Origin of the sequence: Desulfovibrio sp. SGI.230 (assembly GCF_050313065.1) — a bacterium.
GTDB lineage: Bacteria > Desulfobacterota > Desulfovibrionia > Desulfovibrionales > Desulfovibrionaceae > Desulfovibrio.
Map to the genome: position 1 here is coordinate 1 of NZ_JBNPKS010000021.1, position 25345 is coordinate 25345.

The following is a 25345-nucleotide window of genomic DNA, read 5'->3' on the forward strand; positions in this document are numbered from 1 at the left end:
GGTAATGGAATAAAGCGCGTTTTGGGAAGGGGCCCCTTCCCCGGCAAAGTCCGATGACAGGCCTTAATCGAAGCTCTTGGCCCAGCGCAGGATATGGGCGTGCAGCAGGCGCACGGCCTGGAGGAAGCGGGGGCCGCGGCCCTGGTAGTGCTGGCAGAGCTGGTGCCAGAAAAAGGCCATGCTGGCCAGTTCCGGGCAGGACTGCATGTGCTGGAGGATGGTCATGCACAGGGGGTGGCCCGTGGGATCGAAGCTCTCCGGCAGGGGGGCGCATTCCTGCAGCAGGGTCTGGAGCAGGCGGGCGCAATGGCTCAGGGCTTTGCCCACGCGGGCCGCGAACTGGCTGGAATAGTTGGGGCAGGCCATGCTCAGGGGCACATTGGTCAGGGGCGTGGGCTCCGTGGCCCCGGAGGTCAGGTCATCCAGGATGCGCCGCCAGTAGACGCGCTGCTGGCAGAGCCAGAGGGTGCGGTCATCGGCCTTGTGGTCGGACAGGCAGGTGGTGGTGATGAAACCGCGCGAGTCGGTGGCCGTCTGCCAGATGCGGGCCTCACGGCAGGCCGAGGTGGTGATGCCTTCGCTCCACTGGCCGCTGGTGAGCTTGGCCAGCACCAGGTCGGCCACGATGGAGGCGCTGATGTGGTGGCGGCACTTCTCGCCCAGGACGCAGTCGTGGTCATGCGGGCAGGGATGGCAGGGCAGGGTGGGCTCCAGGCAGCAGCTGCCGGGCAGGTAGGGGCCGGTATCGCAGGGCTGGGCCGTGGCCAGGAAGATGGAGAGCAGGGGCAGGCCCAGACCGGCCGCCAGATGCATGGTGCCGGTATTGTTGGTGACCAGCATGGCCATCTCGCGCAGGACGGCGCCCAGCTCGAAGATATTGGTCTGTCCCACCACGTCCACGAAGGGGGTGCTGGTCAGGCGGGCGTATTCGTCGGCCAAGGGGCGTTCCGAGGCCTCGCCCAGCAGGACGGGGCAGATGCCCTCTTCCTGCCAGATGCGCTTGCCCAGCTCCACGAAGTGGCTCACCGGCCACTGGCGGCGCTTTTCGCTGGCGCCCAGCTGCATGCCGATGAAGCCGTGCCGGATCACCGGTGCGTGGGCCAGCAGGCGGCGGGCCGTCTCGCGGGCCTCGGTGCCCAGTTCGCTGAGCAGGCCGGAGCCGGGCTGGGAGAGCAGCTGGCCGGAAAGGCCGCCCAGCAGGGGAGCGCCGGTCATGCGGAACATGTCGGCCAGGTTGAAGGGCGCGTTGCTCTGGCGCAGCTCGGCGGCATGGAGGAAGGCGGGCCAGAGGCCGTCCACGCGCGGACGCCCCTTGTGGTCCAGTCCGAAGCCCAGCACGGCCTCGGGCGCGGGGGCCAGGGCGGTGGCCAGCAGACGGGCCGGCATGCTGGGCGTCAGGTTGATGATGTGGTCGGCCTGCACGGTGGCGCGCAGGTTTTCGGCCCACGCCTGCAGTTCGTGGCGGGTGGCGTCGGCCTGTTCGGGGCTGACCAGGTGATCGGGCACGGTGAGCAGGGGGCTGGCGAATTGCAGCAGGCCCTCGGTGTCCGCGTATTTTTCCAGACAAAGCAGCGTGGTGCTGCGCCCGGCCTTGTGCAGGTCGTGCAGCAGGGGCTGGCTGAGCAGCAGATCCCCGAAGCGGTTCAGATTGATGACAAGAGCATCCAGACGCATGACAGTTTCCTTGCGGAGGGTGAAGATTCCCGTGGTGCTGGGCACGCTGACGGGGGGAGCTTTCTAGCAGAACTGGGCGCGGACGTCCAGACGGGGCGGGGATCGGAAAGGGCTCGGCGGAAAAAGCGGCAGCGCGGCAGAGGACCGGTAAGGCCGCCGTATCACGACACGCCGTCCATACCCGGCGGCCGTCAGGCACGCACGGATCGTCCGTTGCCGGACGGACGCAAAAGATGGCCCCGCCTCTCCGGAAGGTACCGGGGCGGACCAAGGTCAGCGCTGCGGGCCAGCGCCGGCGCCGGATGCAGGTGCCTGTCAGGGACGCCGTTCGTCCTGCGGCTGTGCCGGGGCCTGTTCCTGGGGGGCCGTGCTGAAGGGCGAGGTGATCTCCCTGGCCAGCAGGGTCACGAAGAGGGCCGGGACCCCGGAATCCACGCTGAACTCGCGGTGGGCCAGCAGGCCTGTGCGCATCTGGCTGCTGCCGCGGGCATTACGGCTGCCCACGTTCTGGAGCATGAAGCGCTTGGGGCGCTTGTCGCTGGGGACACGGCGCTGGACCAGCAGGATGTCCGAAAGGACGAGGGTCGCGCCCTTGCCGGAAAGTTCCGACGGTGCCCCGTAGCCGCCTTCGACCATGCGATGGGCCGATGCGGCGTCGGTGACGCCGGCTTCCAGCACGCTGGCCTGGATGATGAACCCGGCCTGGCTGGGGTTGTCGGTGATGTCGTACTTTTCGGCGCGCAGCAGGCGCTCCACTTCGGCGCGCAGGCCGAAGACATGGCGGCTCTGGTCGCGGACGCTGACGTAGACCACAGGCGTGGTGTCATCGTCGGCCGGGGCCAGAGAACCCTGGCGCAGGACCTGGATGTCGGTGGGGGCGGGCTGCCGGTGCTTGCAGCCCGGAAGCAGCAGCAACAGCAGCGCGAGGAGGAGAAAGAGCGTTTTTTTCATGCGTCTCCGGGACGGCGACAGGGCTTGCGGCCCCTGCGGGGGAGCTGCCCACGCCACGCGGCAGCGGGCACGATGGCAGGAGGACCGGCGCGTCCGCTACGGACGCGGTACTGTCTCCGAGGTCAGCCCTATACCGCAGAAATCACAGGCATGTCCAGCAGGACCAGGAAGCTGCGGTTCGACGCGGTGGAAGACGATGGCCGCGGTCGTATGGGGACCGCGGCTGTGGAGGTCGATGGCGCCGACAGAGAGGGCCTGTCCTTTGCCGCGGCAGAATTCTTGAGCTTCTTCAAAGGCCTGCTTGCGTGCCGAGAACGGTCCATACAATTCGTTATCGACATCGGCGGAAAGGGAATACCGGTTGGGGGAAAGTTCCATGACGCCGGATGACGGGGTGCGGCAGTAAGGAAAAAGCGGGTGATGACGACAGGATGCCAGGTTGCGTCAAAAATTCCTTTGTGCTTTGAATCTTCCCCTTCAGGAGATATGCGGATCGAAACATGAAGATCCCTTGCAAATGAGGGGCCCGGCATCACCACACCCTGATGGACTCCAGGATGGCCCGGCACAGGGCGTCTTCCAGCCCGGCGAAGGCCTCTTCCTTGCTGCGGGGATTGCCGCGGCTGGTCACGGCAACGGTGTGCAGGCTGTCCTTGTCGGGGATGCGGCGGGCGGCCGTGCCCACGGCGGCTTCCATGGCCCAGCTGGTGTAGCTGTCGCCCGCGTCGTGCAGGGTGGCGCCCACGCCCACCGTGGCGCCGATGCCCGCGCCTACGATGGCGCCGCCGCGCCCGTCCACCAGGCCGCCCAGCAGCACGCCCAGCATGGTGCCCGTGCCCACGTTGCCCAGCGTGCGTCCGGCGCTCACCCGGCTGCCGTCGCTGGTGGCCCAGACGTCGCGGATCTCCACCAGGATCACCAGGTCGGCTTCCTTGACGTCCGAGGCCGGGTTCAGGCCGCGTTCGCTCTGCAGATAGGCCGTGAGCATGGAGTGCAGGTCCTCCGTCATGCTCTTGCCGTTCTCGATCTTGATGAAGACCCTGTCGCCCCGTTCCAGGGTGACGGCAGGCAGGGGCGCGCCGGGCTCCGGCGCCGGGCGGGCATCGTGCGAGGCACAGGCCCCCAGGGCCAGGGACAGAAGCAGAAGGAACAACAGGCTCAGGATGCGGTGCGGATGCATGACGGCTCCTTGAGGGGGAAAATGATCCCGGTCATTTATATGTTGTATCCCAGGCCGGTAGGCCTGTCCAGACGGCGGAAAGGGCGCGCCGGGAGCCCCTGTGGCGGCGACGCGGGCTTGACGTGGCTGCATTTTGCCGTATCCTCCGCGCACACGGCAGGCCTGAGGGCCCTTGCCGCGGACCTGGCGGGCCCGGCTTTTTCCCTGCTTCTTTTTCCTTCCGGGCAGCCTCAAGGCAGCATGAACGGTCCACGGGACCGTCTTTTTTCATTCACCTCCTGCCACTGCCGTCCGGCAGTCGGATGGACAAGGGACATCATGGGCAAGCAGCTGATCATCGTGGAATCGCCGGCCAAGGTGAAGACCATCAAGAAATTTCTGGGACCGCAGTACATGGTGCAGGCCAGCGTGGGCCATGTGCGCGACCTGCCGTCCAGCAGTCTGGGCGTGGACGAAGCCAACGATTTTGCCCCCCAGTACGAGATCATCGACAATAAGAAGAACGTGGTCAGCGAGCTGCGCAGCGCCGCAGCCAAGGCCGACACCGTCTATCTGGCCCCCGACCCGGACCGCGAAGGGGAGGCCATCGCCTGGCATGTGGCGGAGCTGATCCGCGACAAGGCCAAGGACATCAAACGCATCCAGTTCAACGAGATCACCGCCCGCGCCGTCAAGGAGGCCCTGGCCCATCCGCGCGAGCTCAACCAGCACCTTTTCGATGCCCAGCAGGCCCGGCGCGTGCTGGACCGCCTGGTGGGCTACAAGATCTCGCCCCTGCTCTGGAAGACCATCAAGCGCGGCATCTCCGCCGGACGCGTGCAGTCCGTGGCCCTGCGCCTCATCGTGGAGCGCGAGGCCGAGCGCGCCGCCTTCAAGCCGGAAGAATACTGGCTGTTCAAGGCCCTGCTGGGCGCCGGGGTGCCGCCCTCCGTGCGTGCGGAACTGGCGCGCATCGGCGGCAAGAAGGCCGTGATCCGCAATGCCGAGGAGGCCAACGCCCTGGAGGCCGAGCTCAAGGGCCAGCCCTTCGTGGTGGAGAGCGTGGAACAGAAGAAGCGCGAGCGCGCGCCGCAGCCGCCCTTCATCACCTCCACCCTGCAGCAGGCCGCCAACCAGCGTCTTTCCTACACGGCCAAGCGCACCATGAACATCGCCCAGCGCCTCTACGAAGGCGTGGAGATGGAAGACGGCAGCATCACGGCCCTCATCACCTACATGCGTACCGACTCCACCCGCATCGCCGACGAGGCCCGGCAGGCGGCGCACGACTTCATCCAGCGCGAGTTCGGCAACGATTACCTGCCGGCCAAGAAGCGCGTCTACAAGACCAAGAGCGGCGCGCAGGACGCCCACGAAGCCATCCGGCCCGTGGATGTGAACATCACGCCCGAGATGGTCAAGGCGGCCCTGCCCCCGGACCAGTACAACCTGTACCGCCTGATCTGGTCGCGCTTCGTGGCCTCGCAGATGGCCGGGGCCCGCTTCCACGACACCACGGTGACCGTGGCCTGCGGCCGTACCCAGTGGAAGGCCAAGGGCGAGCGCCTGCTCTTTCCCGGCTTTTTGGCCGTGCTGCCCCGCGGCAAGGACGAAGGCGATGCCGAGCTGCCGCCCCTGGAGGCCGGCCAGACCCTGAAGCTGGAGAAGCTGGACAAGGAACAGAAGTTCACCCAGCCCCCGGCCCGTTACAGCGAAGCCAGCCTGGTGCGCGAACTGGAAGAGCAGGGCATCGGCCGCCCCTCCACCTACGCCAGCATCATCTCCACCCTGCAGGACCGCGAATACGTGCGCCTGCAGGACCGCCACTTCATCCCCACCGATCTGGGGCGCGTGGTCTGTGAGCAGCTGGTGCAGCACTTCCCGCATCTCATGGACGTGGGCTTCACGGCCGAGATGGAGAGCCTGCTGGACAAGGTGGCCGACGGCGACCAGCAGTGGGTGGACCTGATGCATGCCTTTGCCGCGGATTTCAACCCCACGCTGGCGGCTGCCGCCAAGAACATGCAGAGCGTCAAGGGCGGCCTGCCCACCGATCTGGCCTGCCCCGACTGCGGCAAGCCCCTGATGATCAAGTTCGGCAAGGCCGGGCCCTTCCTGGCCTGCAGCGGCTATCCCGACTGCCGTTTCACCAGCAATTTCCAGCGCACCGAGGACGGCCGTCTGGAGATCGTGGCCCCGCAGAAGCCCGAACTGGAAAAGGTGGGCGAGTGCCCGCGCTGCGGCAAGGATCTGGTCATCAAGCACGCCCGTACGGGCAGCCGCTTCATCGCCTGCACGGGCTACCCGGACTGCAACTATACCGCGCCCATGGCCACGGGCGTCATGTGCCCGCGCTGCGGCGAAGGCCGCATGGTGGAAAAAAGCACCAAGCGCGGCAAGCTTTTCTATTCCTGCGACCGCTACCCGCAATGTGATTTCGCCCTGTGGGACAAGCCCGTGCCCGGACCCTGCCCGCGCTGTAATTCCTCCTATCTGGTGGAGAAGCGCGGCCGCGACGGCAGCGTCAAGATCATGTGCCCCACCAAGGGCTGCGGCTATGTGAAAGGAGGCGACGATGGACAGGATGCCTAAAGCGCCGGCCTCGCCGGTGCTGGTGAGCGCCCCGGTGGATGGCCTGGGCGTACCGCTGAACCTGGAGGCCCGTGCGGCCCGGCTGCTGGACGAAGGGCAGGCCGTGGTCCTGCTGACCGTGGTGGAGCGCGAAGGCTCGGCCCCGCGTGCCGCCGGTACCCGTGCCCTGCTGACCGCTGCCGGTCTGGAAGGCACCGTGGGCGGCGGTCTGCTGGAAGCCCGTGCCGTGGAGGCGGCCAATGTCTGCCTGAAGGAAGGACGCTCCGCCCGCGTGCGCTGCGACCTCACCGGTCTTGGCCCCGACAGCGACATGATCTGCGGCGGCAGCATGGATCTGCTCTGTGAATATCTGACGCCTGCGCAGGCGCCCCTGTTCCGTGCGGCGGGCGCGGCCCTGAAAGCCGGGCTGACCGGCATCTGGCTGCTGGACGTGAGCCGGGCCGATGCGCCCGTGCGCGACCTGTATCTGGATGCCCTGCCCGAAGGCCAGCCCCTGGTGGCGGGCCTGCACGAGGGCGCGGAAGCCGTGCGGCCCCTGCTGGCCGGGCGCAAGGGCCGTCCCGGCCTGGTGCGGGAAGGCCTGGTGGAACGTTATGTGGAGGCCCTGGACGCGCCGCCGGTGCTGCTGCTCTGCGGCGGCGGCCATGTGTCGCTGGAGACGGCCCGTCTGGCCCATGCCGCCGGTTTCGTGGTGGACGTGGTGGACGACCGCGCGGAGTTCGCCGATCCCCGGCGTTTCCCCATGGCCCGGCGCTGCCTGACCCTGCCTGCCTTCGAGGGTCTGGCGGCCCGCTGCGGCATCGGCCGGCACCATTATGTGGCCATCATGACCCGCGGCCACAGCTTCGACCGTGAGGTCCTGGCCCAGGCCCTGAAAACGGACGCCTTCTATATTGGTATGATCGGCAGCAGCAGCAAAAAAGCCTCGGTGTACAAGGCGCTGCGTGCGCAGGGCGTCAGCGATGCGGCCCTGGACAAGGTCTGCTGCCCCATCGGTCTGGGCATCGGCGCGGACACGCCGCAGCAGATCGCCGTCTCCGTGGTGGCCGAGCTCATGGCCGCCAGGGCAGGGACGCTGGGCGCTCTTCGGGCGGCCCGCTGAGGTCCGGAAAGCCCCTAAAAAAGTGGCGTAAAAAAATAGTCAATTATTCAAATTGGTTACAAGAAAAAAGTACGATTCGATAAACCATTGGAATAAAAGGATTTTTCTTTATTGAACTTTCAGAGCAAAATAAGCCTGCATTTCTTGACGCATTTTGCAAAAAATGTTTAGCAGGGGACTTAAAGCCCGCTCGCTTTGCGGGCGGGCTTTCCACGTATCGGCAGTTCGCTGCTGTCCCAGGAGTAAGATATCATGATCGGAAAACAGACCATTCTGGCAACGCTGCTGTTGCTTCTCTGTTTCAGCCTTGCGGCATGCAAGGATGAAGGTGCTCAAAAAGGTCAGATGCCCGCCCCGCCGGTGGGCGTCTTCCAGGTGGAAGCCAAGGACGTGCCCTGGCCTTCCGAATTCCAGGCCCAGGCCTCCGGCTCCCGGTCCGTCGAAGTGCGTGCCCGTGTGCAGGGCATCATCGAGAAGCGTCTGTACCGTGAAGGCGAGTTCGTCAAGGCCGGTCAGCTCATGTTCCAGATCGAGCGCGACCAGTACGAGGCCGCCGTCCAGCAGGCCGAGGCCCAGTACGACAGCGCCAAGCGCGAGTGGAACCGCGTGCGCCCCCTGTTCGCCAAGAACGCCGTCTCCCAGAAGGATCGCGACAACGCCAAGGCCGCCTATGACAACGCCAAGGCCGCCCTGCGTGCCGCCAAGATCAATCTGGACTACTGCCAGGTGGTGGCCCCCGTGTCCGGTTACAGCTCCAAGGAAAGCTTCACGCCCGGCAACCTTGTCAGCAACAACTCCCTGCTGACCTACGTGGACCAGACCGATCCCATGTACATCGATTTCTCCATCGCCGCGCCGCAGCACATGCGCCGTCAGCAGCTGGCCGCCGAAGGCCGCCTGCGCTTCCCCGAAGGCAACGTCTACAAGGCCCGTCTGCGTCTGCTGGACGGCAGCATGTACCAGGGCGAAGGCCAGGTGGACTTCATCGACAGCCGCGTGCAGCCCGAGACCGGCGTGGTGCAGGCCCGTGCCTCCTTCGCCAACAGCGACGGCCGGATCATGCCCGGCCAGTATGTGCGCATCTTCATGGACGGCGACGTGCTGGTCAACGCCGTGCTCATCCCCCAGAAGGCCGTGCTCATCACCCAGAAGGGTTCCTTCGTCATGACCCTGGACAAGGACAACGTGGTCGGCACCCGGAAGGTGGAGGTCAGCGAGACCATCGGCGACATGTACCTTGTGGACTCCGGCCTCAAGGGCGGGGAACGCATCATCTGTGAAGGCATGGTCAAGGCCCGCCCCGGTGCCAAGGTCAGCGTCATGGGTGACGGACAGGCCCAGAAGGGACAGGCCGCCCAGAAGACCGCTCAGAAGTAGGTGATGGTCTATGGCAGCTTCGGCAAAACCAAATATCTTTTTGCGCAGACCGATCCTTTCGTCGGTCATCTCCATCGTGATCACGCTGGTGGGCGCGCTGGCCATGAAGGCCCTGCCCATCGCCCAGTATCCTGAACTGGTGCCGCCCACGGTCAACGTGACGGTCTTCTATCCCGGCGCCTCGGCCGAGACCATCGCCGGTACCGTGCTGGCCCCCCTGGAAGTGAACATCAACGGCGTGGAAAACATGCTCTACATGACGTCCACGGCCTCCTCGGGTTCCGGTTCGGGCTCCATCAACGTCTATTTCAGTCTGGGCACCGACCCGGACATGGCCCTGGTCAACGTCAACAACAAGGTCAACCTGGCCCAGACCACACTGCCCGAGACCGTGCGCCTGCAGGGCGTGCAGGTGACCAAACGTTCACCGGCCATGCTGCAGATCATCGCCCTGTTCTCGCCTGACGGGCGTTATGACGCCGTGTACCTGCACAACTACATGCAGGTGAACGTGGCCGACGAACTCAAGCGTGTTCCCGGCGTGGGCGACGTGACCGTGTTCGGCTACATGGACTACGCCATGCGCATCTGGCTCGTCCCGGACAAGCTGGCCAAGTACGGCGTCACCGTGAGCGAGATCGCCGCGGCCATCCAGGAGCAGAACTCGCAGTTCTCGCCCGGCCGTCTGGGCGACGCGCCCATACCCGATACCGCCCAGCTTTCCTGGCAGATCGATACCAAGGGCCGTCTGGCCACGCCGCAGGAGTTCGGCGAGATCATCATCCGCACCGGTGAGGACAGCGCCATGCTGCGCCTCAAGGACGTGGCCCGCATCGAGATGGGCGGCAAGGACTACAGCGTCGAAAGCGAATACAACGGCATGGTGGCCCGTGCCATGGGTATCTACCTGCTGCCCGGCGCCAACGCCATCGCCACCGGCGAGGCCGTCACCGCCCGCATGCAGGAGCTAGCCAAAAACTTCCCCGAGGGCATCGACTACAAGATCATCGTGGACACCAACGACTTCGTTATGGAGTCCATCAACGAAGTGGTGCACACCCTGGTGGAAGCCATGATCCTGGTGTTCCTGGTGGTGTTCATCTTCCTGCAGAACTGGCGCGCCACCCTCATCCCCTGCATCGCCGTGCCCGTGTCCATCATCGGCACCTTCGCGGGCATGTTCGCCCTGGGCTACACCATCAACACCCTGACCCTGTTCGGTATGGTGCTGGCCATCGGTATCGTGGTGGACGACGCCATCGTGGTGCTGGAGAACGTGGAACGCATCATGAGTACCGAGCACCTGCCGCCCAAGGAAGCCACGGCCAAGGCCATGAGCGAAGTAACGGCCCCCGTTATCGCCATCGTGCTGGTGCTCTGCGCCGTGTTCATCCCCGTGTCCTTCATGGGCGGCCTGGCGGGCCAGATGTACAAGCAGTTCGCCATCACCATCTCGGTGTCCGTGGTGCTTTCGGGCATCGTGGCCCTGACGCTGACCCCGGCCCTGTGCTCCCTGCTGCTCAAGCCGCATGCGCATGACCATCAGCCGGCCAGACCCTTCGTCGTCTTCAACTATTTCTTCGGCAAGACCACGCACCGCTATGTGCGTACGGTGCGTTTCATCAAGGACCACGGCCTGATCTCCATGGCCCTCTTCGGCTGCATGATCGTCAGCCTGGTCTTCCTGTTCCGGGTGGTCCCCGGCGGCCTGGTGCCCAACGAAGACCAGGGCTATATCCTGGGCATGACCATCCTGGACGACGGTGCCGTGCAGAACCGCACCCGTGACGTGACCCGCATCGCTTCCGAGCTGCTGCGCAAGGATCCGGTGGTGGATACGGTCATGACCCTGAACGGCCTGGACATCACCTCCATGTCGACCAAGAGCAACTACGGTACCTTCTTTGCCGTGCTCAAGCCCTGGAGCGAACGTACCACGCCGGAGAGCAGCGCCTCGGCCATCAGTACCAAGGTGCTGGGCGTGACCATGATGCAGCCCGAAGCCGTGACCATCGGCTTCACGCCGCCGCCCATCAGCGGCATGTCCACCACGGGCGGTTTTGAAGGCTTCATCCAGATGCGCGGCGCCGGCACCAGCCAGGATCTGGAAGCCACGGCCAATGCCTTCGTGGCGGAAGCCACGTCCCGTGACGAGAACGGCCAGCCCAAGTATCCGGCCATCGGTACCCTGCGCAGCCTGTTCTCCACCGGTGCCCCGCAGCTCTACGCCAACCTGGACCGTGAGCGCTGCAAGGACATGGGCATCAGCATCAGCGATGTCTTCACGGCCATGAACGCCACCTTCGGTGCGCTCTACGTCAACGACTTCAACTACCTGGGCCGTACCTTCCAGGTGCGCATGCAGGCCGAGGCCGATTACCGTCTGCTGCCCGAGTCCCTGCACGACATCTTCGTGCGGACCAACAAGGGCGGCATGGTGCCCCTGGATGCCATCATGACCCTGGAACGCCGCACGGCGCCCCAGACCATGGAACGTTACAACGTGTTCCCCGCCGCCCACCTCATGGGTGAACCGGCCCCCGGCTATTCTTCCGGTCAGGCCCTGGAAGCCATGGAAAAGGTGGCGGAAAAGATGCTGTCCAGCGATTACGGCCTGGGCTGGGTCGGTTCGGCCCTGCAGGAAAAGCTGGCTAGCGCCGACACCACCGTCATCTTCGTGCTGGCGCTCGTCATGGTCTTCCTGATCCTGGCCGCCCAGTACGAAAGCTGGTCGCTGCCGCTGGCCGTGCTCACGGCCGTGCCCTTCGGCGTGTTCGGCGCCCTGGTGGCCACCTGGCTGCGCGACCTGTCCAATGACGTGTACTTCCAGGTGGCTCTGGTCACCCTGGTGGGCCTGGCCGCCAAAAACGCCATCCTGATCGTGGAATTCGCCGTCGAGGCCTGGCGCGGCGGGCGCAGTCTGGACGTGGCCGCCATGCATGCGGCGCGCCTGCGCTTCCGTCCCATCGTCATGACCTCGCTGGCCTTCATCCTGGGCTGCGTGCCGCTGGCCATCAGCTCCGGCGCCGGTGCCAACAGCCGTCACGCCATCGGCACCGCCGTGGTGGGCGGCATGCTGGCCGCAACCTGCATCGCCACGCTCTTCGTTCCCTACTTCTTCCGCACCATCATGCGGATCTCCCTGAAGCTGCAGGGCAAGAAGGACCCCAACGAAGGCAAGAAAAGCTTCGATGAGGAGGAGGATATATGACCCCCCTGCTGAAAGCGGGCCTGACGCTGGTGCTCTGCCTGGCCGTCACGGGCTGCTCCCTGGCTCCCGACTATAAGCGTCCCGAGCAGGACATCCCCAAGGAGTGGCGTTCCGTGGATCTGGGACCCACTCCGCTGAACACCGACTGGTGGACCCGCTTCAATGATCCCGTGCTCAATGCCCTGGTGGAAGAAGCCCTGAAGAATAACCAGGATCTGGCGGAAAGCCTGGCCAAGATCGATTCCGCCGCGGCCAAGCTGGGCGTGGGCACCAGCCAGCTCGCCCCCTCGGTGAGCGGCGCCGGTGCGGCCACCTCGCAGAGCAACTCCACCAAGATCGCCAACTACAACAGCATCGCGGACCGTTCCTACGTGAACTACCAGGGCCAGCTCTCGGCCAGCTGGGAACTGGACTTCTGGGGCAAGTACCGCAACAACTACACCATGCTGTCGGACGTGCTGCTGAACACCGTGGTCAGCCACGAGGCCCTGCGCCTTTCGGTGGCCAGCCAGACGGCCCAGAGCTACTTTGCCCTGCTGGCCCTGGACATGCAGCTGGCCACGGCCAAGCGTACCCTGCGCACGCGTGAGGACGCCTTCGGCATCTACACCAGCCGCTACCGTCAGGGCGACATCACGGAGCTGGACTGGCAGCGTGCCCGCGCCGAAGTGGAAACGGCCCGTGCCCAGGTGCACAGCTCCACGGTGGCCGTGGACAGCGCCGAAGCCAGCCTGGCCGTGCTGCTGGGCCGTTCGCCCCGCGACATCATGAGCGCCGTCATGCCGCGCGGCGGCGACATCAGCAAGCTGCCGGCCCCGCCCGTGCTGCCTGCGGGCCTGCCGTCCGAACTGCTGGAGCGCCGCCCCGACGTGCGCGCCGCCGAGTACATGATCATGGCTTACAACGCCAATATCGGCGTGGCCCGTGCCGAGTTCTTCCCGTCCATCTCCCTGACGGGCATGCTGGGCACCCTCAGCGCCAGCGTGGTGAACCTGTTCAGCGGTCCTGCGGGCGCCTGGAGCTACGGCGTGACCGGCTCCATGCCGCTGCTGGACTTCGGCCGCACCTGGTATAACGTCAAGGACGCCGAGGCCCAGAAGGAAGCGGCCATCGCCGTGTACCGCAAGACGGTGCAGAACGCCTTCAAGGACGTGCGCACCTCCCTGACCTCCCAGCGCGAGGCCGACGCCATCGTGGCGGCCAGCCAGGCCCAGGTGGACAGCCTGCGCCGCGCCGCGGAGATCGCCCGCCTGCAGTACGACAACGGTTACACCGACTACCTGACCGTGCTGGATGCCGAACGCCAGCTGTTCAGCGCCGAGCTGAGCCTGGCCAACGCCCTGCGTGACCGCCTCAATGCCGTGGTCAGCGTGTGCATGGCCCTGGGTGGCGGCTGGCAGGATCCCAACGTCAAGCCTTCCTTCCCGGTGGCTGACGCGGAAGAGCTGGTCAAGGCCCATGACGCTGCCGGCCAGAAGGCCTCCCAGCCTGCGGCCGCTCCTGCGAAGGAACAGCCTGCCGCCAAGCAGTAGGCACGATCCCCCCTGAAAAGACACAGGAAGGACGCTTTCGGGCGTCCTTCCTTTTTTTGTGTCCCATGTTATGCAGGCCATCCCCAAAAAGGCCGAGAGGCCGCATTACGGGGCAGAATGCGGGCACAGAGGATGTCCTGCGACGGGGATGTCTTTACAATCCGGCGGGATGACGGCTATCCTGCGGCCATGCTGCATAGAGTACATTTGTTTTTGGCTGGTCTGGCCCTGTCTGCTCTGACGGTCTCCCTTGCTCCCCTGCCGGTGTTGGCGGTGGAGAAGGGCAAGGCGGTGCAGGCCTCGGCGGGCAAGGCCGCTGCGGGCAACAGCAAGGGCGGGCAGGCCTGGAGTTTCGGCACCTCCCGCGACAGGAACAATGCCCTGTGGCATGACGGCGTGGAGACGGACTCCCTGCGCAAGCGGGCCCTGGGCCGGGACAGGGGCAATTCCTCCAGCATCGAACATGCTCTGCGCGAGGCCGACCGCCAGGCCAAGGCCGAGTCCCGCAAAGCCAAGGAGGCGGAACGGGAGGCGGAGGAAAAAAGCCGTCTCGGCATGAACATCCGGCGCGATGACTCCGTCTGGCGTGCCGAGCTGCCGTCGAGCGAGGCCCGCCCTGACGAGCTGCGGCCTCTGGAGCGGCGGCATGTGGTCCGGGCCTATGCCGACTTCATGGACAGCGATGATGCCTCGCTGACCATCGGTCCGGAGCTGATGCTCAAGGACGAGCACAACGAATGGGGCAAGAAGTCCCGGCCCGAGGAGAACGATCCTTCCGTGGGGCTCGGTATGCAGTTCAGTCTTGATTTTTGATGCCGTCCGGGCGGGATGTCCCGCTGCCGGCACGCCTGTGTCCGGGCAGGGAGCGCGGGTGCGGAGGGGACGTTTTCGGTCGGATGCGGCACGTGCTGCAAAAGAAAAGGGGGGACAGCCTGTCAGGCTGTCCCCCCTTTAGGTGTCCGATGCCCGGGGTGTGGTCCGGGCGCTGTCTCCGTCTGCCCCCTGATGAAGAAGCGAGGGAGGCAGGAAGGCAGACGGACTACCGGGCGGAGGTTTCCGGCTCGTGCGGCAATTCTTCCTTGCCCTGGAGTCGGGTGATCCAGATGGTGCTCAGGCTACTGATGACCGCCGCGACCAGCAGGTAACCGCAAAGGTACCAGGGCTGGCCGTCATTGCTGCTGACCAGCATGGTGGCGATCATGGGGGTCAGGCCCGAAGCGAAGATCCCGGAGAACTGGTAGATGAAGGACACGGCGGAGTAACGCACCGTGGGCTCGAAGCTGCCCGAGAACAGGCTGGACATGGTGGCGTACGCCGCACCGTAGATGATGCCGAAGGGCAGGGAGATGGCCAGGAAGACCAGCAGCACGTTATGGCTGAAGTTGTGCAGCACCCAGAAGGTGGGGTAGGCCGTGATGCCCAGCAGGATGGCGGCGATGCCGAAGATGCGGGCGCGGCCCCAGGTGTCGGCACGCATGCCCCAGAAGGGGATGGCCACGGCCATGACCGCAGCGGCGCCCACGATGACGAACAGGCTCACGGTCTTGTCCAGGCCGCAGGAGTTGGTCAGATAGGTCAGGGAGAACACGCCGAACACGTTGAAGGCGATGCCTTCCACGAAGCGGGCGCCCACGCAGGCCGTCAGGGTGCGGGGATAGTGCTTGAAGGCGGCCAGGATGGGGTACTTGACCTGTTCGGTCTTCTTCTTGGCGGAGGAGAAGTCCTGGGTCTCCTGCACGGAGATACGGATGTAGGCACCCACGCCCACCAGGATGGCGCTGAGGATGAAGGCCACACGCCAGCCCCAGGCCAGGAAGGCTTCGTCGCTGAGGAAGAAGGACAGCAGACCGATGACGCCGGAGGCCAGCATCAGGCCGAGGGCCAGGCCCACCTGGGGCAGGCTGCCGTAGAAGGCGCGCTTGTGAGGCGGCGCGGATTCGAAGGCCATGAGCACGGCACCGCCCCATTCGCCACCGATGCCGATGCCCTGGGCCAGACGGCAGAGGACCAGCAGGATGGGAGCCAGGATGCCGATGCTTTCATAGGAAGGCACCAGACCGATGCCCACCGTGGCCACGCCCATGATCTCCAGGGTCAGGACCAGCATCTTCTTGCGGCCCAGCTTGTCACCGAAGTGGCCGAAGACGATACCCCCAAGCGGACGGGCCACGAAACCCACGGCAAAGGTGGCAAAGGCCAGGACCGTACCCACCGTCGGGTCGAAGTCAGGGAAGTAGATCTTGTTGAAGACGATGCCGGCCACGACACCGTACAGGAAAAAGTCATACCATTCGATGACCGCGCCGATGAGGGAGGAAATGACCACGCGGCGCAGGTTCTGCTGGCAGTGTCCGTTGTTGGGAGTATCGCTCATTCTCGTTGCTCCTTGGGGGTGCTGCTAGGCCAGTTTCAGGACCTTGCGGGCGTTTTCGTACATGATCTTGTTGCGCACTTCGTCGGTGAAGGGGAAGGCGGCATAGGCGTCCAGAGCGTCACGCAGCTCGATGAAGGGATGGGCGCTGGCAAAGAGGACCTTGTCGCTGATGGTGGTGCACATGGCCTTCACATAGGTCTCGACCTGGGGAGAGCGCTCGTATTCGGAGATGTCCATGTAGACATTGGCGTTGCGCTGGCAGGTGTAGATGGCCGCATCCACGAAGGGATAGCCGCCGTGGCTCATGATCAGGGTCAGTTCGGGGAAGTCGCGGGCGACCTTGTCCACGTCGCGGGGGTCGGCGTATTCCAGGATGGCGCCGGGCACGCACGGCGGAGGAGCCATGGTGATGAAGACGGGCACATCCAGTTCGCAGCACTTGGTGTACAGGGGGTAGAAGCGGGCGTCACTGGCGGGCATGTGGGCCAGATAGGGGTCGATGGCGATACCCTTCATGCCGTATTCCTTGACGACCTTCTCGATCTCGCGCACGGCGGCCATCTTCTTGTGGGGGTCGATGCCCCAGAGGCCCACGAACTTGTTGGGATAGGCGCGGCAGAATTCGAGCACGCTGTTGTTGTTGGCCGGGAAGCCGTAGGTGGTCTCGGCGTCGCGGCCGGTGATCACGCCCAGTTCCACGCCCATGGCGTCGAGGTCGGCCACGATCTCGTCCAGGGGCTGGGGCTTGCGCTGGTCGAAGCCGATGACTTCACAGGCAGCCTTGAACATGGTGCTGTTCTTGATGCCGTTGATGATCTCCGGCGTGTTGGGCCGGAAGCGGAAGTCGATAACTTTCATATCTGTCTCCATGCGATCCTTCGGGAAGAAGGGGTTTTTGATACGAACTTGGAGGACTGCCAGCATCAGCCATGCTGTGGAGCGCAGCCCCATGTGATTTCTTTCCCTTGCAGGAGGCGTGCCAAAATAATTCCTTGATTATTCAGTGAATTATGAGAATCCGTCGTAGATTTTATGAGGAAGTTGTAACAATTTGCAAAAAAAGAGATGCATTTTTGCATCCCCCTCGTTGGGGTCGCAAAAATGCAAGAAAATGAAATTTTCATATTTTTATCAAATAAATCAAATTGATATATAGAAAAAATGCCAAAAGTCATCACAAAATGCTAACCAGAATCGTTAGTTGAGATGCAAAAATGCGACGCTTTTTAACTATTTGGCATAAAAGGATATTTTAAATGATGCAAATATGCATCATTTGGAGAGCGCGGGCTGCAGGGAGAAAAATCACAAGCTCAAAAGGCCAAAAAAAAGCGGAGGAACACGGGGTTCCTCCGCAGTTGTGAAGCGTGCCCGCACGAGGCGGACACATGCCATTTAGGCCAGTTTCAGGACCTTGCGGGCGTTTTCGTACATGATCTTGTTGCGCACTTCGTCGGTGAAGGGGAAGGCGGCATAGGCGTCCAGAGCGTCACGCAGCTCGATGAAGGGGTGGGCGCTGGCAAAGAGGACCTTGTCGCTGATGGTGGTGCACATGGCCTTCACATAGGTCTCTACCTGGGGAGAGCGCTCGTATTCGGAGATGTCCATGTAGACATTGGCGTTGCGCTGGCAGGTGTAGATGGCCGCATCCACGAAGGGATAGCCGCCGTGGCTCATGATCAGGGTCAGTTCGGGGAAGTCGCGGGCGACCTTGTCCACGTCGCGAGGGTCGGCGTATTCCAGGATGGCGCCGGGCACGCACGGCGGAGGAGCCATGGTGATGAAGACGGGCACATCCAGTTCGCAGCACTTGGTGTACAGGGGGTAGAAGCGGGCGTCACTGGCGGGCATGTGGGCCAGATAGGGGTCGATGGCGATACCCTTCATGCCGTATTCCTTGACGACCTTCTCGATCTCGCGCACGGCGGCCATCTTCTTGTGGGGGTCGATGCCCCAGAGGCCCACGAACTTGTTGGGATAGGCGCGGCAGAATTCGAGCACGCTGTTGTTGTTGGCCGGGAAGCCGTAGGTGGTCTCGGCGTCGCGGCCGGTGATCACGCCCAGTTCCACGCCCATGGCGTCGAGGTCGGCCACGATCTCGTCCAGGGGCTGGGGCTTGCGCTGGTCGAAGCCGATGACTTCACAGGCAGCCTTGAACATGGTGCTGTTCTTGATGCCGTTGATGATCTCCGGCGTGTTGGGCCGGAAGCGGAAGTCGATGACTTTCATGAGAGAACTCCTTGGATGGGGCCCGCGGCAGAAGGCTGCCGCGGGCGGTATATCTCGCGGGTACCGTTAATGCACCAGCATCAGCGGCACGGACGGGCAGTAGGTGATGATGGCCAGGACGATGAGCATCAGGGCGATCATGGGCAGCACGGCCACGGCGATCTTTTCGATCTTGGCCTGGGCCACGCCCGACGCCACGAAGAGGTTGACGCCCACCGGCGGGGTCAGGAAGCCGATGGCCAGGTTGACCACCATGATGATGCCGAAGTGCAGGGGCGAGACGCCCACGCCGGTGACCACGGGCAGCAGGATGGGGGTCAGGATGACGATGGCCGCCAGGGCTTCCATGAACACGCCCACGATGAGCAGCAGCACGTTGATGAGCAGCAGGATGATGATCTTGCTCTCGGTGATGCTGAGCATCCAGCGGGCGATGGTGCCGGGCACGTCTTCGATGGTCATGATGTTGCCGAACAGGGTGGCCATGGCCATGAGCACGATGATGATGGACGAGGTCTCGCACGAGGCTACGCAAGACGAGCAGACGGTCTTGAAGTCCATCTCGCGGTACAGGAACACGCCCACGATGAGGCCGTAGAAGGCGGCCACGGCCGCGGCTTCGGTGGGAGTCATGATGCCGCCGTAGATGCCGCCCAGCACGATGACCGGCACGACCAGGGCCCACTTGGCTTCCCAGAAGGCCTCGCCCAGGGTGCGCCAGTTGCGTTCCTTCTGCTCACCGCGCCAGCCGCGCTTTTTGGAGTAGAAGTAGCAGTAGAGCATGAGCACGATACCGGTCAGGATGCCGGGGACGATGCCGCCCATGAACAGGTCGCCGATGGAGACCTGCGAGGAGACGCCGTAGACCACGAAGGGGTTGCTGGGCGGGATCATGACGCCCACGCAGCCGGCGGCGGCCACGAGAGCGGCGGAGAAGAACTTGTCGTAGCCGCGCTCGATCATGGCCGGGATGGTCAGGGCACCGATGGCGGCCACGGTGGCGGGGCCGGAACCGGAGATGGCACCGAAGAACATGCAGGTCACGACGGCGGTCAGGCCGATACCGCCGTAAAGGCCGCCCACGATCTCGTCAGCCAGATTCAGCAGGCGTTTGCTCAGGCCGCCGGCGCCCATGTATTCCCCGGCCGCGATGAAGAAGGGGATGGCCATGATGGGGAAGCTGTCGATGGACGTGAAGCAGACCTGGGCCATGTATTCGATGGGCAGGGTCTGGGAACAGATGATGGTGGCCAGGGTGGACAGGCCCAGGCTGATGGCGATGGGCACCCCGATGACGCAGAGCAGGGCGAAATAGCCGAACAGCACCGGCAGGGGATCGATGTAATCCACCAGGTACCAGGGGCTGAGGATGCCCAGGGCAAGGGCGAAGCCCAGCAGGGAGTCCAGCGCACCGCAGACGCGCATCTGGCCCCAGATGCGCTGCAGCAGGCGCAGACACATGAGGCCGAAGCCCAGGGGCAGGATCAGGTACGGCACCAGGAAGGGGATGCGCAGGGCCGTGGTGTGCTGGGGGAAGGTCAGCAGACGCTCGATCTGGCCCCAGCCAAAATAGGTGATGACGCCGGTCAGGACGAGGAAGAGGGTCTCGACGATGATCCAGCTGATGTTCTGCAGGCGCTCCGGCAGTTTGTCATAAATGATGTCGACGCGGATGGAAGACCGCTTCCTGATGGCGACGGAAAGGGCCAGATAGGAGATCCAGATAAAGATATAGCGGGAAAGCTCTTCGGTCCAGACGGCGGCGCCGGCGCGCTCGATGAACTGTGTAATGATATAGCGGTAAATGACCTGCCACGTGATGAACAGGATGATGGCGAGCAGGCCCGTCACCATGAAAATTTTTTCAAAATTTTCGTTGAGCCAGGAAAAGAGCCCGCTTTTGCCTTGCACATTTTCACTCATGACAAACCTCGGTGTAAGCGCAAAAGGAGTCCTGCGCGCGGCCGGGCCGCGCGCAGGAGGGATAGGTCAGGAAGGGTTACTTCTGGGTTTCTTCCAGAAGCTGCAGGATGTCGGCCGGCACTTCCTTGGCGAACTTTTCGTAGGCAGGACGGGTCTTGGCCTTGAGCTCGGCGCGTTCGGCGTCGGTCAGCATGTGGATCTTGATGCCGCGGTCACGGAAGGCCTGCCAGGCCTTTTCTTCCAGCACCACGCTTTCCTTGCGCTGCCAGTCGTTGGCTTCCTTGGCGGCTTCACGCAGGATCTTCTGCTGTTCGGGGGTCAGGCTGTCCCACTTCTTCTTGTTCATCAGCAGCACATGCATGGAGTAGTTGTGCTCGGAGTTGACGGCGTACTTCAGCACTTCGGTGTGCTTGGCGTCGTTGAGCAGGGAGAAGGTGTTGCCTTCGGCGTCCACGGTGCCCTGCTGCAGGGCGGTGTAGGTCTCACCCCAGGCGATGGGGGCGGGGTTCATGCCCAGTTCGGTGGCCACGGCCACTTCCACGGGGGAGTCGGTGGTACGCACCTTGAGGTTCATCAGGGACTTGGCATCGGTCAGCGGCTTGTTGGCAGCCACGAAGTTGCGGTAGCCGAACTCGGAGAACATCAGGGTCTCGAGGCCGATCTTGCGGGAGGCTTCACGCAGGGCTTCGCCCAGCTTGCCTTCGTCCAGGGCCTTGTACAGGGCCTGCTGGTGAACCGGAGAGGTCACATAGGGCAGGTCGATGGCCATGTAAGCCTTGGAGAAGCTGGCCAGGTTGGGGGTGGAGCTGGAGGAAAGGTCCAGCGTACCGGCCTGGGCGGCTTCGGTGGTTACACGGTCACTGCCCAGCTGGCAGTTGGGGAACAGCTGGATACGGATCTTGCGATGGCTTTTTTCTTCCACCAGCTGCTTGAACTTTTCATAACCCACGGTGACGTTGTTGCCGGGAGCCATGGGATGACCAAGACGCAGGACCAGCGGACGTTCCGCATTGGCGGCGACGCTGAAGCCGAGAACCATGGCCAGAGCCAGAGCCAGAACAGTAAGTTTACGCATGCCACACCTCACATGGTTTATGGGGACACAAGACGGATGTCTTGTGCATAATTTCTCAAATGCAAGAATGCTTCTTCACCTCCGAATCTAAACGAGCAAAATTTTTTTTTCAACAAGCGCCAGTCATTTTAGGGGTTTATGGAGATATTATGATAACTGTTATTACATTTTTGGTGCAAAAATGCATCATTTTGGGCGGGGGGAAATTCGGGAAGAATTTTTTTTTGATCTATCTGACAGTCAAGCCTTCACAGCCAGAATGCTGCATTTGATGCTGCTTTCAGTGTCATGAAAATGATGCATTTTGGCATCATCGGCCTCTGAAAAGGCTGTGAAAAAAATTTTTAGACGCAAAATTGCATCATTTTGATATATTTGCTGGGGGGCTAAAAAAAATATATTAAAAAATCAATATGTTACCAAAATGGCACAGGCATTGCTATTTATTTCGCAAGCGATTCGTCGCGAAATATGTCAAACACCCTTTCAAGAGGAGAACAGATATGTCTCAGACCGTTTGCGAATGCAGATCCCCCCAGGAACAGCGCCTGCTCGATAAGATCGAAGGCAAGGTCGACCGTTTCCGCGCCACCCACGAGCGCGTGTTCCGCATGCTGGAACGCTTCGACGGCATGAAGCCCCGCATCGACATCGAACGCGCCCTGTACTTCACCCAGTCCATGCAGGAAACCGAAGGCCAGCCCCTGGTGCTGCGCTGGGCCAAGGCTCTGATGCACATCGCCCAGAACATCACCGTGTACGTGCAGGACGACCAGCTGCTGCTGGGCCGCGCCGGCTGCGACGGCCGTTACGGCATCCTGTACCCCGAACTGGACGGCGACTTCCTGGACATGGCCGTGAAAGACCTGCCCACCCGCGCCACCTCTCCTGCCACCATCACCGCTGAAGACGCCAAGCGCGTGATCGAAGAGATCGCTCCTTACTGGAAGGGCAAGACCTACCACGAAGCTCTGGCCGCCGCTCTGCCTCCGGAAATCCACAAGCTGACCTACGACGATCCCAAGGGCCTGATCTCCCGCTTCATCGTCAACGAAACCTCTTCTTTCCGTTCCTCCATCCAGTGGGTGCATGACTACGGCAAGATCCTGAAGCGCGGCTTCAACGACATCAAGCGCGAAGCCCAGGAAAAGCTGGCCGCCCTCGATCCCGCCAGCGCCAAGGACATGTGCGAAAAGAAGCCCTTCCTGGATGCCGTCGTGATCGTGTGTGACGCCATCGTGCTGTGGGCCAAGCGCCACGCTGACGAAGCCCGCAAGGTGGCCGAAAAGACCGACGATCCCGTCCGCAAGGCCGAACTGCTGCGCATGGCCGCCAACGCCGAACGCGTGCCCGGCGAACCCGCCCGCGACTTCTGGGAAGCCTGCCAGAGCCAGTGGTTCGTGCAGATGTTCTCCCGTATCGAACAGAAGACCGGTACCACCATCTCCAACGGTCGTATGGATCAGTACCTGTACCCCTACTACCAGCAGGACATCGAAAACGGCAGCCTGGACAACAAGAAGGCCATCGAACTGCTGGAATGCATGTGGGTGGGCATGGCCGAATTCATCGACATGTACATCTCTCCCTGCGGCGGCGCCTTCAACGAAGGTTACGCTCACTGGGAAGCCGTGACCGTGGGTGGCCAGACCCCCGACGGCCGCGACGCCACCAACGAACTGACCCACCTGATCCTGAAGTCCAAGCGCGAATTCCCGCTGCACTACCCCGACCTGGCCGCCCGTATCCACAGCCGCTCGCCTGAAAGCTACCTGTGGGACGTGGCCGAGACCATCAAGGACGGCTCCGGCTTCCCCAAACTGATCAACGACGAAGAAGTCGTGCCCCTGTACGTGGCCAAGGGTGCCACCTTCGAAGAAGCCCTGGACTACGCCGTGTCCGGCTGCACCGAAGCCCGTATGCCCAACCGCGACACCTTCACCTCCGGCGGTGCCTACATCAACTTCGCCGCTGCTGTGGAAATGGTGCTGCGTAACGGCCGCATGAAGAAGTACGGCGACATCGTGCTGGGCGAAGAAACCGGCGATCCCCGCAACTTCAAGACCTGGGACGAATTCTGGAACGCCTATGTGAAGCAGCACATGCTGTTCCTGCGTACCGCCTTCACCCAGCAGTACATCGTCAACAACCTGCGTGCCCAGCACTTCGCCCAGCCCATGGGCTCCGCCATGCACGACCTGTGCATGAAGCACTGCATCGACCTGCACCAGACCCACATCCCCGAAGGCGTCGACTTCGGTTACTTCGAATACATGGGCCTGGGCACCGTGGTGGACTCCCTGTCCGCCATCAAGAAGCTGGTGTTTGAAGACAAGAAGCTGACCATGGACGAAGTCATCAAGGCCATCGACGCCAACTTCGAAGGCTACGAAGACGTGAAGGCCCTGCTGAAGTCCGCTCCCTGCTACGGTAACAACGATCCCTACGCCGACAGCATCGGTCACGAGATCGACCGCCTGTCCGTGGAATTCGCTGCCAAGTACAGCCAGAAGGACCTGGGCATGCACTACAACGTGCGCTACGTGCCCTTCACCTCTCACGTGCCCTTCGGTAAGGTGGTGTCCGCTACCCCCAACGGCCGCGTGGACTGGTTCCCGCTGTCTGACGGTTCCTCCGCTTCCCACGGCGCCGACGTCAACGGTCCTACCGCCGTCCTGCTGTCCAACTACAACACCAAGAACATGGGCATGCGCGACCGCTTCGCCCGCATGCTGAACATCAAGTTCACGCCCAAGTGCGTGGAAGGCGAACAGGGCACCGAAAAGCTCGTGTCCTTCATCCGCACCTTCTGCGACCTGAAGCTGTGGCACGTGCAGTTCAACGTGGTGAACAAGAGCACCCTGCTGGCCGCCCAGAAGGATCCCCAGAAGTACCGCAACCTGATCGTGCGTATCGCCGGTTACAGCGCCTACTTCGTGGACCTGTCCCCCGACCTGCAGAACGACCTCATCGCCCGTACCGAACACGACACCATCTAGTTCCGGTTACCAACGGCGGCGGCCTCGTGCCGCCGCCGGCCTGCACCGCCTCCGGCTGCCCTGCGGGGAGGCCGGAGGCCTTGGCGTTTTTCAGCTCTCCCTTCGTCAACCTTCAACATCTCCGGCGGTGACCCCGTGATCGAAAACAACAACGCGCGCGGCCTCGTTTTCAATATCCAGAAATATTCCGTGCATGATGGTCCCGGCATCCGTACCATCGTCTTCACCAAGGGCTGCGGTCTGCGCTGCCGCTGGTGCAGCAACCCGGAATCCCAGCACAGGGAACCGGAGCTGGCCTACAACCAGGGCCGCTGCCTGGGGACGGACAAGTGCACCCGCTGCTTCAAGGCCTGTCCCAACGGCGCCCTGTCCCGTCGCGAGGACGGCTTCGTGGCCATCGACCGCAGCAAATGCGTGGGCTGCAAGGACATGCCCTGTGCCGAAGCCTGTCCGGCCCAGGGGATCATCGTCTACGGCAAGCCCTACACCGTGGCCGAGGCCCTCAAGGTTGCGCAGGAAGATGCCATGTTTTATGCTCGCTCCGGTGGCGGCATGACCATCTCCGGCGGCGAGCCCCTGTTGCAGAGCGAATTTGCCCTCAACCTGCTGCGCCTGGCCCGTGAGCGCCGTGTGAAGACCTGCATCGAGACCTGTGGTCTCGTCCCCACCGATGTGGTGCGTGAGGCGGCCCAGTACCTCAACTATGTGCTGTTCGACATCAAGCACATGGATCCCGAAGTGCACAAAAAGCACACCGGCATGCCCAACGACCTCATCCTGAAGAATTTCCAGACCCTGGTGACGGAGTTCCCGGACCTGCCCATCACGGCCCGTACGCCCGTCATTCCCGGGTTCAACGATCATGGCCCGGACATCAAGGCCATCTGCGACTTCCTCAAGCCTTTCGAGCATGTGAAGTACGAGATGCTGCCCTATCACCGTCTGGGCACGCAGAAGTACACCTTCCTGGACCGTGTGCCCCCCATGGGCGACGTGACGCTGGACGACAAAAAGTTTGCCGCCCTGCAGAAGATCGCCGTCGCCACGCTGGGGGACCGCGTCGTCATCCCCCGTTAGGCCGGGCTTTCGTGCAACCGTAAAGGGTCCGTCTTTCGGGGACGGGCCCTTTTTTTGCCTCCTCTGCCTT

General features: G+C 63.2%; 17 protein-coding genes. 8 read left to right on the forward strand and 9 right to left on the reverse strand.

The window, feature by feature from the left end:
• Nucleotides 1-63: 63 nt before the first annotated feature.
• The 4 genes from ACQRAG_RS11475 to ACQRAG_RS11490 form a co-directional block, all read right to left on the reverse strand.
• Nucleotides 64-1674: a glycosyltransferase family 9 protein gene (locus ACQRAG_RS11475; protein ID WP_427805330.1), complete on the reverse strand. Its 1611-nt coding sequence runs from the start codon at nt 1672-1674 to the stop codon at nt 64-66.
• Between the two features lie 315 nt (nt 1675-1989).
• A complete protein-coding gene (gene traT / locus ACQRAG_RS11480; RefSeq protein ID WP_300706289.1) occupies nt 1990-2625 on the reverse strand; it encodes a complement resistance protein TraT in 636 nt (211 codons plus the stop codon).
• A 96-nt stretch (nt 2626-2721) separates the two neighbouring features.
• The gene (locus ACQRAG_RS11485) at nt 2722-3003 is read right to left on the reverse strand and encodes a hypothetical protein (protein ID WP_289616751.1); all 282 of its coding nucleotides are present in this window, start codon (nt 3001-3003) and stop codon (nt 2722-2724) included.
• Between the two features lie 154 nt (nt 3004-3157).
• Nucleotides 3158-3805 carry a hypothetical protein gene (locus tag ACQRAG_RS11490; protein WP_204626399.1) on the reverse strand — a complete coding sequence of 216 codons (648 nt, stop codon included), beginning with the start codon at nt 3803-3805 and terminating at the stop codon, nt 3158-3160.
• A 318-nt stretch (nt 3806-4123) separates the two neighbouring features.
• On the opposite strand from ACQRAG_RS11490, the gene topA reads away from it, so the two are divergent.
• From topA to ACQRAG_RS11520, 6 genes are all read left to right on the forward strand, one after another.
• Entirely contained in the window at nt 4124-6376 is a 2253-nt protein-coding gene (gene topA / locus ACQRAG_RS11495) for a type I DNA topoisomerase (RefSeq protein WP_300645279.1), read from the forward strand.
• Nucleotides 6360-7478, forward strand: coding sequence for an XdhC family protein (locus tag ACQRAG_RS11500; protein WP_427803948.1), 1119 nt, complete (start codon nt 6360-6362; stop codon nt 7476-7478). Before topA ends, ACQRAG_RS11500 begins: the two co-directional genes overlap by 17 nt.
• Before the next feature lie 252 nt (nt 7479-7730).
• Nucleotides 7731-8855 carry an efflux RND transporter periplasmic adaptor subunit gene (locus tag ACQRAG_RS11505; RefSeq protein ID WP_304014778.1) on the forward strand — a complete coding sequence of 375 codons (1125 nt, stop codon included), beginning with the start codon at nt 7731-7733 and terminating at the stop codon, nt 8853-8855.
• A 10-nt stretch (nt 8856-8865) separates the two neighbouring features.
• Nucleotides 8866-12066: an efflux RND transporter permease subunit gene (locus tag ACQRAG_RS11510; RefSeq protein ID WP_303933760.1), complete on the forward strand. Its 3201-nt coding sequence runs from the start codon at nt 8866-8868 to the stop codon at nt 12064-12066.
• Complete coding sequence (locus tag ACQRAG_RS11515) at nt 12063-13598, forward strand: efflux transporter outer membrane subunit (protein ID WP_427803949.1); 1536 nt, start codon at nt 12063-12065, stop codon at nt 13596-13598. The genes ACQRAG_RS11510 and ACQRAG_RS11515 overlap by 4 nt, the downstream gene beginning before the upstream one ends.
• A gap of 207 nt (nt 13599-13805) precedes the next feature.
• Nucleotides 13806-14411, forward strand: a complete 606-nt coding sequence (locus ACQRAG_RS11520) for a hypothetical protein (RefSeq protein ID WP_427803950.1) — start codon at nt 13806-13808, stop codon at nt 14409-14411.
• A gap of 226 nt (nt 14412-14637) precedes the next feature.
• On the opposite strand, the gene ACQRAG_RS11525 is transcribed toward ACQRAG_RS11520, so the two are convergent.
• The 5 genes from ACQRAG_RS11525 to ACQRAG_RS11545 form a co-directional block, all read right to left on the reverse strand.
• The gene (locus ACQRAG_RS11525) at nt 14638-15972 is read right to left on the reverse strand and encodes an MFS transporter (RefSeq protein ID WP_204626392.1); all 1335 of its coding nucleotides are present in this window, start codon (nt 15970-15972) and stop codon (nt 14638-14640) included.
• A gap of 24 nt (nt 15973-15996) precedes the next feature.
• Nucleotides 15997-16830: an amidohydrolase family protein gene (locus ACQRAG_RS11530; RefSeq protein ID WP_279135918.1), complete on the reverse strand. Its 834-nt coding sequence runs from the start codon at nt 16828-16830 to the stop codon at nt 15997-15999.
• 537 nt (nt 16831-17367) lie between these two features.
• Nucleotides 17368-18201: an amidohydrolase family protein gene (locus tag ACQRAG_RS11535; protein ID WP_279135918.1), complete on the reverse strand. Its 834-nt coding sequence runs from the start codon at nt 18199-18201 to the stop codon at nt 17368-17370.
• A gap of 66 nt (nt 18202-18267) precedes the next feature.
• Nucleotides 18268-20124, reverse strand: a complete 1857-nt coding sequence (locus ACQRAG_RS11540; RefSeq protein WP_300706220.1) for a TRAP transporter large permease subunit — start codon at nt 20122-20124, stop codon at nt 18268-18270.
• A gap of 76 nt (nt 20125-20200) precedes the next feature.
• Nucleotides 20201-21199: a TRAP transporter substrate-binding protein gene (locus ACQRAG_RS11545; RefSeq protein ID WP_289616469.1), complete on the reverse strand. Its 999-nt coding sequence runs from the start codon at nt 21197-21199 to the stop codon at nt 20201-20203.
• 503 nt (nt 21200-21702) lie between these two features.
• Here ACQRAG_RS11545 and hpsG point away from each other — a divergent pair.
• Together hpsG and hpsH are read left to right on the forward strand one after the other, a co-directional pair.
• Entirely contained in the window at nt 21703-24198 is a 2496-nt protein-coding gene (gene hpsG / locus ACQRAG_RS11550; RefSeq protein WP_204626004.1) for a (2S)-3-sulfopropanediol dehydratase, read from the forward strand.
• 135 nt (nt 24199-24333) lie between these two features.
• On the forward strand, nt 24334-25275 hold the full coding sequence (hpsH, locus tag ACQRAG_RS11555) for a (2S)-3-sulfopropanediol dehydratase activating enzyme (RefSeq protein ID WP_204626005.1): 942 nt from the start codon (nt 24334-24336) through the stop codon (nt 25273-25275).
• The last annotated feature ends 70 nt before the right edge of the window (nt 25276-25345 follow it).